The 14,660-nt window shown below is 63.0% G+C and carries 13 protein-coding genes; 7 read left to right on the forward strand and 6 right to left on the reverse strand.

Annotated elements, in window-relative coordinates; genetic code table 11:
• Positions 1-114: 114 nt before the first annotated feature.
• Both P5205_17380 and P5205_17385 read right to left on the reverse strand, forming a co-directional pair.
• Positions 115-354 carry a hypothetical protein gene (locus tag P5205_17380; protein ID HSA12137.1) on the reverse strand — a complete coding sequence of 80 codons (240 nt, stop codon included), beginning with the start codon at positions 352-354 and terminating at the stop codon, positions 115-117.
• A gap of 170 nt (positions 355-524) precedes the next feature.
• Positions 525-1,430, reverse strand: coding sequence for a LysR family transcriptional regulator (locus P5205_17385; GenBank protein HSA12138.1), 906 nt, complete (start codon positions 1,428-1,430; stop codon positions 525-527).
• 86 nt (positions 1,431-1,516) lie between these two features.
• On the opposite strand from P5205_17385, the gene P5205_17390 reads away from it, so the two are divergent.
• On the forward strand, positions 1,517-1,747 hold the full coding sequence (locus P5205_17390; GenBank protein HSA12139.1) for a hypothetical protein: 231 nt from the start codon (positions 1,517-1,519) through the stop codon (positions 1,745-1,747).
• Positions 1,748-1,866: 119 nt separating this feature from the next.
• On the forward strand, positions 1,867-2,172 hold the full coding sequence (locus P5205_17395; GenBank protein HSA12140.1) for a PGPGW domain-containing protein: 306 nt from the start codon (positions 1,867-1,869) through the stop codon (positions 2,170-2,172).
• A gap of 35 nt (positions 2,173-2,207) precedes the next feature.
• On the opposite strand, the gene P5205_17400 is transcribed toward P5205_17395, so the two are convergent.
• The gene (locus P5205_17400; protein ID HSA12141.1) at positions 2,208-2,657 is read right to left on the reverse strand and encodes a VanZ family protein; all 450 of its coding nucleotides are present in this window, start codon (positions 2,655-2,657) and stop codon (positions 2,208-2,210) included.
• 99 nt (positions 2,658-2,756) lie between these two features.
• Between P5205_17400 and P5205_17405 the strand changes: the two genes are divergently transcribed.
• The 3 genes from P5205_17405 (at position 2,757) to P5205_17415 (ending at position 5,789) form a co-directional block, all read left to right on the forward strand.
• Positions 2,757-3,512 carry a pyridoxine 5'-phosphate synthase gene (locus P5205_17405; GenBank protein HSA12142.1) on the forward strand — a complete coding sequence of 252 codons (756 nt, stop codon included), beginning with the start codon at positions 2,757-2,759 and terminating at the stop codon, positions 3,510-3,512.
• Entirely contained in the window at positions 3,509-3,886 is a 378-nt protein-coding gene (gene acpS / locus P5205_17410) for a holo-ACP synthase (protein ID HSA12143.1), read from the forward strand. Before P5205_17405 ends, acpS begins: the two co-directional genes overlap by 4 nt.
• A 175-nt stretch (positions 3,887-4,061) precedes the next feature.
• Positions 4,062-5,789, forward strand: a complete 1,728-nt coding sequence (locus P5205_17415; protein HSA12144.1) for an NAD-dependent malic enzyme — start codon at positions 4,062-4,064, stop codon at positions 5,787-5,789.
• Between the two features lie 18 nt (positions 5,790-5,807).
• On the opposite strand, the gene P5205_17420 is transcribed toward P5205_17415, so the two are convergent.
• Complete coding sequence (locus tag P5205_17420) at positions 5,808-7,004, reverse strand: C40 family peptidase (protein ID HSA12145.1); 1,197 nt, start codon at positions 7,002-7,004, stop codon at positions 5,808-5,810.
• A gap of 152 nt (positions 7,005-7,156) precedes the next feature.
• On the opposite strand from P5205_17420, the gene P5205_17425 reads away from it, so the two are divergent.
• Both P5205_17425 and P5205_17430 read left to right on the forward strand, forming a co-directional pair.
• Positions 7,157-9,484, forward strand: coding sequence for a tetratricopeptide repeat protein (locus tag P5205_17425; protein ID HSA12146.1), 2,328 nt, complete (start codon positions 7,157-7,159; stop codon positions 9,482-9,484).
• A gap of 119 nt (positions 9,485-9,603) precedes the next feature.
• Entirely contained in the window at positions 9,604-10,875 is a 1,272-nt protein-coding gene (locus P5205_17430) for an alpha-amylase family glycosyl hydrolase (GenBank protein HSA12147.1), read from the forward strand.
• Between the two features lie 92 nt (positions 10,876-10,967).
• On the opposite strand, the gene P5205_17435 is transcribed toward P5205_17430, so the two are convergent.
• Both P5205_17435 and P5205_17440 read right to left on the reverse strand, forming a co-directional pair.
• On the reverse strand, positions 10,968-13,214 hold the full coding sequence (locus P5205_17435; protein ID HSA12148.1) for a PPC domain-containing protein: 2,247 nt from the start codon (positions 13,212-13,214) through the stop codon (positions 10,968-10,970).
• A 19-nt stretch (positions 13,215-13,233) separates the two neighbouring features.
• Positions 13,234-14,646 carry a DUF1501 domain-containing protein gene (locus P5205_17440; GenBank protein ID HSA12149.1) on the reverse strand — a complete coding sequence of 471 codons (1,413 nt, stop codon included), beginning with the start codon at positions 14,644-14,646 and terminating at the stop codon, positions 13,234-13,236.
• Positions 14,647-14,660: the final 14 nt, after the last annotated feature.

Genomic DNA, 14,660 nt, shown 5'->3' on the forward strand with positions numbered 1-14,660 from the left:
CGGGTGTGCATTGGACTCTAACCAACTAGTCAGTGCGCCCTGCCGGGCGCACCCACAAAAAAATCCCCGCCCCTTGAACGGGGCAGGGATATGCGTCAGTCAACTGGCTATTGGCTACGAACTCGCCTTCGGACTCTGAACGGGCTTGCTTGCCGCTTCCCCGGCCTTCTTGGAGGCGGGACAGGAGCCCTTGGCTTCGGCGGTGCCCTTGTTGCACGTGCCGACTTTGATCTTCTCACCAGTCGCGGTCTTGGACTTATTGCAGGCCGTCTTGTCTTTAGAGCATGTGCCGTCGCCCGCCTGCAACGCAAACGACACCGCCACAACACTGAGGAGTATGACTAGTTTTTTCATATGCGCCATTAGATAGCATAACGACCAGCTTTATTCAAATTTTTATTTTCAGCCCGCCACCCCCCCCTTTCGGCGCCATCCAGCCCGCCGGCGCGAACCGCCATGCGCCCCTGCCCCTCCGTCGCCACGGCGCCCGGCGACCCGCCCGGTGCCGGGTGCGAGACCAATCCTCACTTTTCGACGACCAGCCGCCGGCGCGCGGTGGAGGTGATCGCCAATACGCCTGGATGCGTGAGCTTGCTCTCGGCGGTAATAGCGTAGTAGTGCTGCTGGCACTCGTCCGTGCGGCCAATCGGGCGGAAGCCATAGCGCGTGATGGCTTCCTTCGCCACGATGGACGGAACCGACATGAAACCCAGGCCGTTCCCCGCCAGAATATACACGAGGGCGGCGTCCTCAAACTCCCCGACCAGCCGCGGGCGCACACCCCTGGTCTGAAACCACCTTTCCAGCGAGCGGCGCAGCCCGCTGTGGGACATCGGCAACAGGGCGGGGGCTCCATTCAGCGATTTGGGAAAGCCGCGCCGCAGCTTCGCCGCCAGGGCCGGCGCGGCGCAGAACGTCACGTCACTTTCACCAAGCAAATGGTTGAAAACATTGGAGGCCACCCCGCTGGAGGCCGGTTCGTCCGCGAGCACGACATCCATCCGGTACGCCGCCAACTCGACGAGCATGTCCGAGAGCCGGGTTTCCCAACACGAAACCTGCACCGCCTGCGGCAGGCGGAATACCGGCTCAATGATGTGGTAGGTCACCAGCTTCGGCAGCGCGTCGGCCACGCCAATATGCAGCCGCAGCGGACGCCGGGTGGGGCGCTGCTTCACCGAGTTCAACAAGTCCTCCCCGAGCGAGAAGATCTCTTCCGCGAAACCCAGGATGTGCTGGCCGGTATCGGTCAGTGCCAGGTTGCGGCCCACACGGCGGAAGAGCTTTTCCCCCAGCATGCCCTCGAGGGCCTGAATCTGTGCGCTGATGGTGGGTTGCGAAACGTGGAGTTTGGCGGCGGCCCTCGTCAGGCCGCCTTCCTTGGCCACCGTCCAGAAATACCGCAGGTGGTGGTAATTCAGGAATTCCATACCGCACACCTTCTTTCACTTTAATCTATAAATCCAATCGAAAAATCGTATTGGTCTAAACGGGCGCTCGCATCGAAGTTGCGCCCATGAAAAGCCAACGTGTTTTCAAAAGCTTTAGCGCTCTGCCTCTTGATGAAGTCGCGGCCCCTGGAGCACCCGCGCCAGCCCAGGACGCCTTTGAGCCCGTGCTCATGGCGGATGCGGGCCCGGATGCGGCAGCGACACAGCTGGATCAAGTGCGTGCATCGCTTGACAAGCGCTACACCACGCCTTACGCGTTATCGTCCGATTATCGCCACTGGGGGATAAACGAATAGGAGGCCAGCCAACCAATGCTCGCTTTGAAGCGCCGTGGAGCTGGTCCGCTGCCGCTTTGGCATTGCCAAGGCGGGACGAAGACTAACCTGCTGAAAGACCCGGACACGGGCGATCCGACATGAAACAGATCAAGCGCATCGTTGTGGCGGTTGTTGGCGGCACAGTGTTGGCCGTTGGAGTCGTGCTGATCGTGCTCCCCGGGCCGGCATTCCTCGTCATCCCGGTTGGGCTGGCCATTTTGGCAGTCGAATTTGCCTGGGCCAGGCGCTGGCTCCGATCGGCGCGCGCCCTTCTGCCGCTGAATGCCGGGAGTGCTTCTTCCCCAAAAAGAAAGCAAGTGAGCTTCCAATCGCTTCGGCGCGGCGCCGCCTTTCTGCTCCGGCAGGCTCGCCGCACGTTGCTCCCGAAAAGGAAGCTCATATAACCTTTGTTTGGCAGGCCACTGCTCGCGCCCGCCAGCTACCAGCGTCTGCGCACGCGGCCGATGACCCACAAGCCAAGCAATCCCAACGCCCCGCCAAGTGCGTCCACCAGGAGGTCGCGGAGACTTCCCTCACGCGACGGGACAAACGCCTGGTGGAATTCATCGGTCGCGGCGTAGAGAACTACGAGGGCCAGGACCAGGGCCGCTTGCGACCACTGCCAGGGAGGAGTCCCCGGCGTGGGCGGCTTGCGCAACGCGCGCCAGAACAGCAGCGCCAGGACGGCGTATTCAAGCAGGTGGGCGCATTTGCGCGCGGCAATGACAATGGCGTGCACCGCCTCGTCTGAGACGTCGGGGAACAACCACCGCACGAGCGGCCCAACGATGCGGGAGGAGCGGGAAAAAGACAACTGGTCGCTGGAGGCGGAGAAGATCACGCACATCCAGACCAGCACGGGCAGCCAACGCCCAATGAGCGATCGCATTTGGGGCACAAAGCATGGAACCAAAGGGTTGCGGTTAACGGCAACTGCAAATATGTTTGGGTTGCGAAAGGGCCAGGGGCCAAACCATAATCGCAGCGCATGCTGAAACTGGGCGTAAACATTGATCACGTGGCAACACTGCGCGAGGCGCGCTATCGCGGACGCGAGCGCGGCGAGCCCGATCCCGTGGCGGCGGCGCTGGCCAGCGAAGCGGCCGGAGCACATGGCATCACCGCCCACCTCCGGGAAGATCGGCGCCATATGCAGGACCGCGACGTGTGGCGGCTGCGCGAGGTGATCAGGACGCGGCTCAACCTCGAAATGGCCAATGCGCCGGAAATTGTTGGCATCGCCCTCCAACTCAAACCGGACATCATTTGCCTGGTGCCGGAGCGGCGCCAGGAGGTCACCACGGAGGGCGGCCTGGACGTCGCTGCGAATCTGGGCGCGATCACCGAGACGCGGAAGAAGATGAACGACGGCGGGATTGAAGTGAGTTTGTTCATTGCCCCCGATCCGGCGCAAATCGAGGCCGCGGCTCGCACCGGCAGCCAGTTCATCGAGCTTCACACGGGGGCTTTCGCCGAGGCGTTTGAACATGAGGGGGAACGCCAGGCCGAGCTGGACCGATTGATAGCGGGCGCCCGGCAGGCTCACGGGCTCGGTTTGAAGGTCAACGCCGGACACGGCCTGAATTACCAGAACTTGCCGCTGATACACCGGGTGCCCCACTTGATTGAGCTCAATATTGGCCACAGCATTATCAGCCGCGCCATCACCGTCGGTCTATCCGCTGCCGTGCAGGAGATGCTGCGGTTGATGGCCAACTACCGGGAAGCCGGCCGGCCGGCATGATACTGGGCATCGGCATTGACATCATCGAGGTCGGCCGGATTCAGGCCTCGCATGAAAGGTTCGGCGAGCGGTTCCTGACCCGCATTTTGCACCCGAACGAAATCAGCTACTGCCTGTCCCACAAAGCCCCCGCGCCGTTCCTGGCGGCGCGGTTTGCCGCGAAAGAGGCGATCTCGAAGGCGTTCGGCACGGGCATTGGCGCTCAGCTCGGCTGGCAGGACATGGAGGTCGGGCGAAAGGTGACCGGCGAGCCGTTTGTCATCCTGCACGACGGGGGCCAAAAGCTCCTGGAGGCGCGGGGCGGGCGGCAGATTTTGATCAGCCTGAGCCACACGCAAACCTACGCGGCAGCCGTGGCCCTGCTCGAAGGCTGACCCGGGCAGCAAAATACGCAAAGGGAATGGCAATTGCCGCGTAGCATAAGGCTAGAGAATGGTGCCACAACTTGGCCGGAAATATGCTAACTGGCCTGCGGGGTGGGCAAACTCTCTGAGCGGCTATCCTCGGGGACAGTTTTGCAGTCCAGAATCGTCCTATGCAATTTGAGCCATGAACTCCAAAGCAGGCCTTCACACCTATTGGTCGCGCGGCGAGCAAATTCTTCGCGACTCATCCCAGAACAAGGATGTCGCCTTCTCCATCGAGGAGCGCAGGAAGCTCGGGCTTGAAGGGCTGCTGCCGCCGGCGGTGCTGACCATCCAACAGCAGGTCGCGATGGAACTGGAGCACATCTTCTCGAAATCCGATCCGCTGGAGCAATACATCGGTCTGATCGCCCTGCTCGACCGAAACGAAGTCCTGTTCTACCGGCTACTGGTGGAAAACCTCGAACGGCTCACGCCCATTATCTACACGCCGACGGTCGGCCTGGCCTGTCAGCGCTACAGTCATATTTACCGCCGCCCGCGCGGCCTGTTCCTCGTGCCCACCGACCGCGGCCAGATTGCCCAGCGCCTCCGCAATTTTGTCCAGCACGACGTCCGCCTGATCGTGGTGACCGACAATGAACGCATCCTGGGGCTCGGCGACCAGGGCGCGGGCGGCATGGCCATTCCCATCGGCAAGCTCGTCCTGTACTCCGCCGGCGCGGGCATTCATCCCTCACTGACGCTCCCCATAAGTCTCGACGTCGGGACAGACAACAGCGCCCTGCTTGAAGACCCGTTCTACCTTGGTTACCGCGGCCGCCGGCTGCGCGGCCCGGAATACGACGCGTTTGTCGAGGAGTTTGTTCAGGCGGTCAGGAACGTCTTTCCGCGCGCGCTCCTGCAATGGGAGGATTTCAAGAAGGCCAATGCCTTCCGCCTGCTCGGGCGCTATGCCGGGCGGCTGCCCAGCTTCAACGACGATATCCAGGGAACCTCGGCCGTCACGCTGGCCGGCATCTTGTCGGGCCTGCGGATCACGGGCAAGCCCTTGAGGGAGCAACGCTTTCTGATGGCTGGCACCGGCGCCGCCGGCGTCGGCATTGGCCGCCTGGTGCGCAGTGCCTTGCTCACCGAAGGCCTGACCGAGGCCGAAGCGCGACAGCGCCAGATCTTCGTGGACTCCGCCGGCGTGGTTTGGGAAGGCCGGTCGGATCTGGAGGAGCACAAGCGCGATGTCGCCCTCCGCAAAGACGAAATGGCCGCCGTGGGGCTATCCAGTCCGCCGCCCCGGCCACTCGAAGCAGTGATCAGCGCCGTCCGCCCCTCGGTCCTGATTGGCACCACCGGGCAGGCTGGCGACTTCACCCCCGCGGCCCTGCGCGCGATGGCGGACCACTGCGAACGGCCCATCATCTTCCCCCTCAGCAATCCCACCAGCAAAGCGGAGTGTACTCCCACCGAAGCGCTGCAGAACTCCGACGGCCGCGCTTTGGTGGCCACCGGTTCGCCCTTCGAGCCGGTCGCCTACCAGGGGCGCAAGCATGTGATCGGCCAGTGCAACAACGCCTTCGTGTTCCCGGGCGTCGGCTTGGGAGTCCTCATCAGTGAGGCCAGCCGCGTCACCGATTCCATGTTCCTGGCCGCCGCGCGCGCCCTGGCGGAGTTTACCGTGGAGCATCCGGCCGGCGAGGGCTGCCTCTACCCCAGCTTGCAGCACCTCCGAGCCGCCAGCCAGCTCATCGCTTTCAAGGTGGCGCAAACCGCCCGCGATGAAGGCTTCGGCCAAAGCCTCGAGGATAAAGACCTGAAAACCGCAATCGAAGACTTCTGTTGGTTCCCCGATTATCCTGCCGCCGACTCCCGCCCGCACTGGCCTAAGCACGTTGCCCGGGAGACGGCCACTGTCTGAACCCGCGACCTGAGTCAGTTAGTCGTTGGGGAACAGGCGGCGAGCGCGTATAAGCGATCGAATGCGGCTTTCGTCCCGCAGCGGCGATTGAGGGTCGAGGCTGGCAATCCGCACTCGCCCGGAGGAGTGAATGAAGAGTTTGTCTCCCAGGTAAATGCCCACGTGGACCACGCGCTCCGGTTCACCGCGGCGCGGGCGCCGACCGAAAAACAGCAGGTCCCCCTTCTTGAGCTGGCTTAGCTCAGCGTCCAGTGGTATCGCCATCCCCTGCCCCGCCTGCTTGCTGGAGTCGCGCAGCAAATCAATGCCGTTCAGGAAGAACACCGTCTTGGTGAAGCCGGAACAGTCGAAACCTTTGGGAGAGTTGCCGCCCCAGAGGTAAGGCCGTCCGATAAATTGCCGCGCCGCGCCCTCGACGTTCTCGGCGCTGGCCCGCCGCGCCTGCTTCCACGCCGCGTAATCCTCGGCCGCTGACTTCAGAAGGAACCCAGCGCGCTGGTCCGGCAGCTCCACCCGATACCAGCCTCCCTCCTCGCCTGTCCTCCGGACCAGGTCGCACAAAACCACGTCCGACACCGGCTGTGCGTCGGGCCGGGGCTGCTCCAGGATGCAGTCCTCGAGGGCAGTCACGATTAGCAGCGGCCCGCGGTTCCATGCCTCGACCTGCTCGCGCGTGCAAGGCACGAACGTGCCGTTCTGCAGCCACGACAAGTAGCCGTCTGCCGTCTGAGCCAGATACCACGAATACGCCACGCTGCTGGATCGTTTCCACACCCGCACAACCTCGCCCATCAGCACCTGCGTGCCCATCTCCGCCTTGTGCTCCGGTTGGAGCCGGCCGCTGGCGACGCTTAAGCAACCTATGCCCCACACCTGGTCGCCCAAACTTTCCTCCGGCAGCACCTTGATGCGGTCGGTGACTCTGACGCCGGCGTCGGCCATGGCCTGCACGGTATCGAGCCGGGCCTCGGCCCGGTCCACCGCGCCCGTCAAAACGAGCTCACGGCCCCGCTGCTCGATCCCCACCTCGAAAATCGCCAGGCGGCTGTCCGGCGCGTACTTCTGCCGGACCTGTTGGATGACGTCCTCCGCGGCGGAGTGCCTATCCGACTGAGGCCTGGGGCCATTGGCAGGCAAGCGCGAACAGGCGCACGGCAGGCCCGCCAGCAAGGCGATCAACCCCATGCAAAACCAGCTTTTCTTCAATGCGTTCACAAATTCAGAATCAGCACAACAGGCAAACTGGAATCCGGGCCAAAAGCCAGCATATTTGAATGCTGTGGTTGCGGCAGACGTCGCAAAAGGGAGAGGTCTCTGTTTGTGATGGACGGCGACCCGCCACGTGCGAGATGCTATAGTTGACCGCTATGAATACTGGCTGCTGTAATGCGAACCGGGTGAGGCCCTGCGTTGCCCCGGAGCGCGTGCGGTATCGAATCGCGGGCTTGATCACTCTGCTGATCCTGAATCTCGGCTGGGTTGTCGTGGCGCAAACCAACCCGGCTATCAAAACCGCGTCCCCGGGCTTCGTCGGCTCAAGCAGTTGCCGCGAATGCCACGAGAGTTTCTACCAGCTCTGGTCAACCTCCTTCCACGGTTTGGCCATGCAGCCCTACACGCCCGAATTGGCCCGGAACCAACTGACGGAACAAACGACCGAGATCGCTGCGGGCAAGTATCGGTTCCGCGCCGATCTGAAGAAAGGGGAGGTCATCGAGCGCAGCCCTGAAGGCGAACACCGCTACCGGATGGTGCAGGCGATGGGCGGCAAGAACATCTTCTACTTCCTCACCCAGCTTGACCGCGGCTGGCTGCAGGTCCTCCCCGTCGCCTACGACGTGCGCCGCAAGGAATGGTTCGATACCACCGCCAGCGCCATGCGCCATTTCGGCGACCGCCTCGACGAGGCCCTCTACTGGAAGGAGCGCCCGCTCACCTTCAACACCTCCTGCTTCAGTTGCCACGTCAGCCAGCTCTCCAAGAACTACGACCTCACTACCGACAGCTACCGCACCACCTGGGCCGAGCCCGGCATTAACTGCGAAACCTGCCACGGCCCCTCTTCCGGCCACGTGGAGCTGTTCCGCGCCCTGCCCACCAACCAGCCCCCGCCCGCCGACATCAAGCTTATCGTCACCAGCAAGCTCACCACCCAGCAGCGCAACGACACCTGCGCTCCCTGCCACGCCAAGATGTCCCCGCTCACCATGAACTTCGCCCCCGGCGACCGCTACTTCGATCACTTCGACCTGGTCGGCTTCGAGCACGCCGACTTCTACCCCGATGGCCGCGACCTCGGCGAGAACTACACCATGACTCAGTGGCATCTCAGCCCCTGCGCCAAGTCAGGCCAACTCGACTGTATCCACTGCCACACCTCCAGCGGCCGTTACCGCTTCAAGGACACTGCCATCGCCAATAACGCCTGTCTCCCCTGCCACGCTGAGCGGGTCCAAAACGCCACCAACCACACCCACCACCCGGTCGGCACTCCCGGCAACCAATGCATCTCCTGCCACATGCCCATGACCGAGTTTGCCCGCATGCTCCGCAGCGACCACTCCATGCGTCCGCCCACGCCCGCCACTACCATCGCGTACAACTCCCCCAACGCCTGTAATATCTGCCATACGAACAAGGACGCCGCCTGGGCCGACAAGCTCGTGCGCGATTGGCGCAATCGCGATTACCAAATGCCGGTTCTCGAACGCGCCGCCCTCATTGCCGCCGCGCGCAAGCAGGATTGGAAGAAGCTCCCCGACATCCTGGCCTACCTCGCGAGTCCCGAGCGCGAGGAGATTCACACCGTATCCCTCGTCCGCCTTCTCGGCGAGTGTCCCTCCGACGACAAGTGGCCTATCCTCCGCAACCTCATGTCCGACCCCTCTCCGCTCGTCCGCGCCGGCGTCGCCGAGGCCCTGGGCCAGCGTCTGGACCAACCCAACATCGCCGCCCTCCTCAAGGCCACCGGCGACGATTACCGGCTCGTCCGAGTCCGCGCCGCCACCGCCCTGTCCGGCATCCCGGAGGACAGCTTCCCCAACGACAAACGTCGCCAGGTCCGCGCCGCCACGGCTGAGTATATTGACTCCATGCGCTCCCGGCCCGACGACATGGCGTCCCACTACAATCTCGGCAACTTCTACCAGGCCCGTGGCCAAATGCCCGAGGCAATTACCCAATTCGAAACCGCCATTCGCCTCCAGGCCGATGCCCTTCCGCCCCGCGTGAACGTAGCCCTCGCCTACAATGCCCTGGGCCAGAATGACAAGGCCGAAGCCAGCCTCCGCGCCGCCCTGCGCCTCGCCCCGACCAACGCCGCCACTCACCTCAACCTCGGAATGTTGATGGCTGAGGTCGGCAAGATGCCGGAGGCGGAACAAGCGTTCCGCGCAGCCTTCCAGGCCGACCCCAGGACGGGCCAGGCCGCCTACAACCTGGGTGTCCTGTTATTCAAGGATCGTCCAGCCGAAGCGCTCACCTGGTGCCGCCGGGCGGCCGAACTCCGCCCCGACAACGCGCAGTACGGTTACACTTATGCCTTCTACCTCTACCGCGCTGGCCAACTCGACCAGGCCCTGGACACGCTTCGCCAGGTGCGCCAGCGCCATTCTGACCACCAGGACAGCCTTTTGCTCGAACGCCAAATTCAGCAGGAGCGAGCGCAGAAGCGCGATGACACCCAGGGCCGATAATTCCATGCCTGGGAATCAAGCAGGCAAATCGCAGCATCCCCGGGTGGGGCGCCGCAACGAATTCGACCGCACCCGCGCAACCGCAGCGCCTCCCGCCTCCCGACAATCAACCGCAACTCATGATTCTCTATAACCTCTTCCCCCTCCTTGCCGGTCCCTTTACCCGTTGGGGCGAACACTTATCGCGGGCGGCGGCCATGGGATTCGACTGGGTGTATGTCAATCCGATTCAGCAGCCAGGCGCCTCGCGCAGCCTCTATTCGGTGGCCGACTACTTCCGCTTCAACCCGGTCCTGTTGGACCCCCAGAGCTCCGCCTCGCCCGAGGATCAGGTTCGGCAGGCGGTCGCCGCAGCGCGCGTCGCGGGCTTGAAGGTAATGATTGATCTGGTCATCAACCACTGCGCGGTTGACTCCCGGTTGACCCGCGAACACCCCGAGTGGTTCGTCCGCACGCCCGACGGCCAGGTCGCGAACTCCTCCTGCCAGCACAATGGCGAGAAGGTCGTCTGGAAGGACCTGGCCCAGTTCGATCACCATCACACGCGCGACCCGGAAGGCCTTTACCGCTACTGCCTGAGCGTGATCGAGCATCTGCTGGCGCTCGGGTTCGAGGGCTTCCGCTGCGACGCCGCCTACCAGGTCCCGCGAAACTTCTGGCATCGGCTCATCCGGGAAATCAAGTCCAGCCATCACGGCACTTGTTTCGTCGCAGAAACCCTCGGCTGCTCCGCCGATCAGACCCTGGACACCGCCCGCGCCGGCTTTGACTACGTGTTCAACAGTTCCAAGTGGTGGGACTTCGAGAGTTGGTGGCTGATCGAACAGTACAACCTCATCCGCGAGACGACACGCTCCATCAGTTTCCCGGAGAGCCATGACACCCCTCGCCTTTGCCAGGAGTTGGACGGCAATATCAACGGCCTCAAACAGCGCTACCTCTTTGCCGCCCTCTTTTCGGCGGGCGTCATGATGCCCATAGGCTTCGAATTCGGCTTCCGCAAACCCCTGCACGTAGTCCAATCCACGCCGGCAGACTGGGAGACGCCCCAGGTGGACCTGGCTTCCTACATCACCAGCGTCAACGCCCTCAAGAAGGGCCACGCCGTTTTCCACGAGGAGAGCCTTACCAGCATCCTGCCCTGCTCAAACTCGCGCATCCTGCTCATGTGGAAGGCCTCGGTGAGACACAAGGACGAAGCGCTCCTGGTTCTAAACAAAGATCCGTACCACCATCAGGAGTTCTACACCGACCACTTCCGCCACTTCGTTCAGGCCGGTGCGCCGCTGCGCGACGTGTCCCCGGAGCACGCGCTGGACTACATCCACGAACCTTTCCATTACTCGCTTCGGCCCGGCCAGGGCATTGTGCTCGTCACCTCGCGGAAGTAGGAGGAGGCCAGCGGGCGGTGGAGGGAGCATGCGCTGCTTGCGCGCCGAGACTTGAAAAGGCTTACGGACCTGCCCTGCTCCTGGCGGTCAGTTTATTGCGCCGCCTCACATTCGGCGACCTTCTGCTCGTAAAACTCGTCGGTGAGGAGTTCTTCCTCAAACAGGGCCTTTAGCTGCCTAAGCCGACCAGCAATCTGCTGCTGGGTGAACTTGGGCTTGCCGGCTGAAGAGCCGTTGACGGCGAGCGTGTCGTTGGTCCTGGGCGGGAAAACCGGCTGGACGCGCGCCAGGCGTTTGGGTTGGGGCAGGGCCGAAGGATCATAGACCAGCGCCTTCAACTCTGACGCGGGCACCAGATGTCGCCAGAGAAACGCCTGCATGCGATCTTCCGCCGGCACGGCCTCGCGCTCAACTTGCCGCTCCCCGATCCGCGCAGTGCCGGCAATGGTCAGGCTGACAGGGTCAGCGGTATCCACCAGGCTGGTCTTCACCATCAACCGTGCCACCTGTTGTGTGCCGGAGATCCAGACCGAATTGCCCCAGAATCCCACCGGGGGATTCTTCAGCGTTACTTTGATGGGCCCCGTGAACCCGTCCTTGCGAATCGCATGAACGCTGAGTTGGCCGGAAGACTTGCTGCGGAGGCTGACGCTCGAGGGCGCGACACGCAGCGCAAAATCCGGCATGGCCTCGCTAATCCTCAACCGGTAGCCATACTCCTCGCCGGCGTTTCGCGTAGTATCTCCCAAATGAACGTAATAGGTCCCGTCGGCAGGCAGCTTCACCAGCAGGCGCGAATCCGCATGATGCGTGTTCACCCCCGAGCCCGCGTCCTCGTAATCATCATTCCAGGCTAGCACCTTGCCGTCCGGGTCCGTGAGCCTGAGCACGGAATCCAGCGGGGATTCAAGCCTGCGCGCATGGACTTCCGCGGCAATCGTGTCACCGGCGCGGCCGGCGAACTGAAACACGTCCAGGTCATCCGTCTGATTCATGCGGCCGTTGACGAAGATCGGCAGCTTCACCCGCTGCGCCTGCTTCAGGGTATTGTTAGGCTCGCTCTCCTGGCAATCCGGTAGCGGGTCCAACGCAAACGGCACGCGATTAGACACCCATTTCCTGGCCGGCGCCACCAACTCATGTATCCCCGGACCGGCGTCAAGCGCGGGCGGCGCCATCTCCGCCGATTCGAGGTTCCACCCTTTCATCCGAATTGCCAGCGGAGCGCCTGCCTGGCCCCCTATCGGGAAGATGCTTGTCACAAACGGCAGCTCGCCAATGGTGATCCGATAGACGAAATCCTCGCGCCCCCGATAGATGCTGTCATAGATGTCGAGCACATACTCGCCATCCCTGGGAACCTCACAGAGGATGGTGGGGTCGGGCTTGAAACGGTAGTCGTCAGCATACGCCACCTCCTTCCCATCCGCTTCGCGGAGCACCAGCACAGGCTGAAACCAGCCGGGAACGGCGTCGGCGATATAGGGAATCAACTGCCGCGCCTGGGTGGTGATGACCAGCCGCTGGCCCCGGCGAGCGGTAAACCGATACCGGTTGACTTCACCCGAAGCGACCTGGCCGTTCAGCGTGCAGGGCAGGGTAACCCGCGACTCCACCTCCTCTGCCGGTCGTTTCCGAAGGGCCAACTCCTCTTTGCCCAACACCTGGTAGCTGCTGGTCAGCATGGGTTTGCGGCTGAACTCCGGCAATTGGCCGACATGAAAGACCATCGGGTTGGACAGCCCAACCGAGGTCCTGATCCTGAGTTCCCTCGGGCCCTGCTCTGCGTCCGGCGCAATGGTGACCTCAAGGAAAACCAACCCCGCCAAGGCAACGCTGGCTGGCCGGTTGCAGTATTCGGCAATCCGCTTCTCAATCCTGGCGATAAGATTCCGCGATTGATCGTCCTGCCCCAACGCAGCGGTCGCCTTTGCCGACGTTGCCCCCAAATCTGTTGCCTCCATCTCTGAGGCCATCATGGTTGCCTCCGCCCCCATCATCGCTGCCTCCGTCGTCGCCGGCTTGGACCGTTTCAGCCCCTTGAGTTGCTCGTTCAGTAAGGTGATCTCCTGGGGACCTATCCGCCGGTAACATTGGATGACCTTGCCGGAAACACCTGTGCCGGTGATCAGCACCTCCCTGGCGCCATCCAGGCCCTGTCCGCCCAACTTGACCGGGAAGGTCGTGCCCTGCTTGCCGCCCGCAGGGTACACGAAGCCGATATAGGCCCGCTGCTGCCCCCACGCGGGGAGCCCCGCCGCCAGCAGGGCCGTCAAGCTCAGCATCCAGAGTTCCGGCATCCTGATCAGGAGACGCCGCATCGGTTGTCGTGTCCGCATGGTTCGCTCAGGAAATCGGCTACATGATCTCAGTCAATAGCCCGCCGGACTTCACGGCTTCTTCGGCAGACGGCAGCACATGGGCATCCTGGCCCATGGGATGAGGCAGCTTGGTACTGCTGTTGATGCCGCCCAACTGGTAAATGCTGCCCAGCAAATCTACTGGATATACGGGGCGATCCTTGACCTCTTCGGCTTTCGCGTCGGAAGCCCCGACCACATGCCCGCCTTTGAACCCGCCGCCCGCCACGAGCGCGGTGAACACATTGCCGTAATGGTTGCGCCCCCCGTTCCACGGCGGCTGCCAGTCAATCTTGGGCGTCCGGCCAAACTCACCGCAACACCAGACCAAGGTGCTGTCCAGCAAGCCGCGGTCCTTCAGGTCCGCCAACAGCGCGGCCAGGCCCTGGTCCAATTGCGGGCACTGACGGCCCATGGCTTGGAAGTGGTCCTTGTGGGTGTCCCAGCCGCCCGGATAGTTGATCACGATATAGGGCACGCCCGCCTCGACCATGCGCCGGGCCGCCAGGCAGTCCTGCCCGAACGTATGGCGGCCATAGCGATCCCGCAATTCGGTCTTCTCCCGCGAGAGATCAAACACCGCGCGGCCCTCGCCCAGTATCAAATCGTATGCTTCCTTCCTGGCCTCCTCGGAGGCCGCCAATTGCGGGCTGCTGGCCATCGCGCTGCCCATCGTATTCAACTTCTGGAGCAGTTCGCGCCGGTTCTTCTGCCGATCATCATTGATGCCGCGGGCGACGACGCCCTCCACCTCGAAGCGACCGGCGTTGGGATCACCGCCGGTGGCAAACGGCTTGAACCGCGGGCCGAGGAAACCCTCCTCCGAGAACCGGCCCTGCGGGCGCGTCAGCACCACATAGGGTGGAATGAGCCCTTTGTATTCTCCGCTCCTGAGATATGCAAACACAGCCCCGACGCTCGGATACGCCAGCCGCTCGCCGGGGGTATGCGCCGTTTGCATCAGGTAGGCCGCCGTCTCGTGCCCGTTATTGCGATGCGTCATGCTGCGGATCAAAGAAAACTTGTCCGCCTGCTTCGCCAGCTTGGGAAACCACTCGCTCACCCTGATGCCGTCCACGTTGGTGGACAGGAAGTTCTTCATCTGCCCGTTGTAATCGTAGCCGGCGTCCGGTTTAGGGTCCCAGGTGTCATTATGCGACATCCCGCCCCACAAGAAGATCTGGATGACCGACTTCGCCTTGATGACGTCGGGCGCCGTCGCGGTGGCCTTGGCTGGCGTCGTCTGCTGCCCAACGCCAGCGCCGAACAGCCGGTTGTGGGCAAGCAGCAATCCGGCGGTGCTGAAGAGCCCAACGCGCAGCACTTCCCGCCGCGACATCGGCAGGTGCAGTGTCATACCGATGCCCTGCGCGAGCGAGCTTTTACTATTGGATCCATGCATCTGGCTCATAATTTTGTTCTCCT

This window comes from Candidatus Paceibacterota bacterium (genome assembly GCA_035452965.1).
In the GTDB taxonomy this organism is placed as follows: domain Bacteria; phylum Verrucomicrobiota; class Verrucomicrobiia; order Limisphaerales; family UBA8199; genus UBA8199.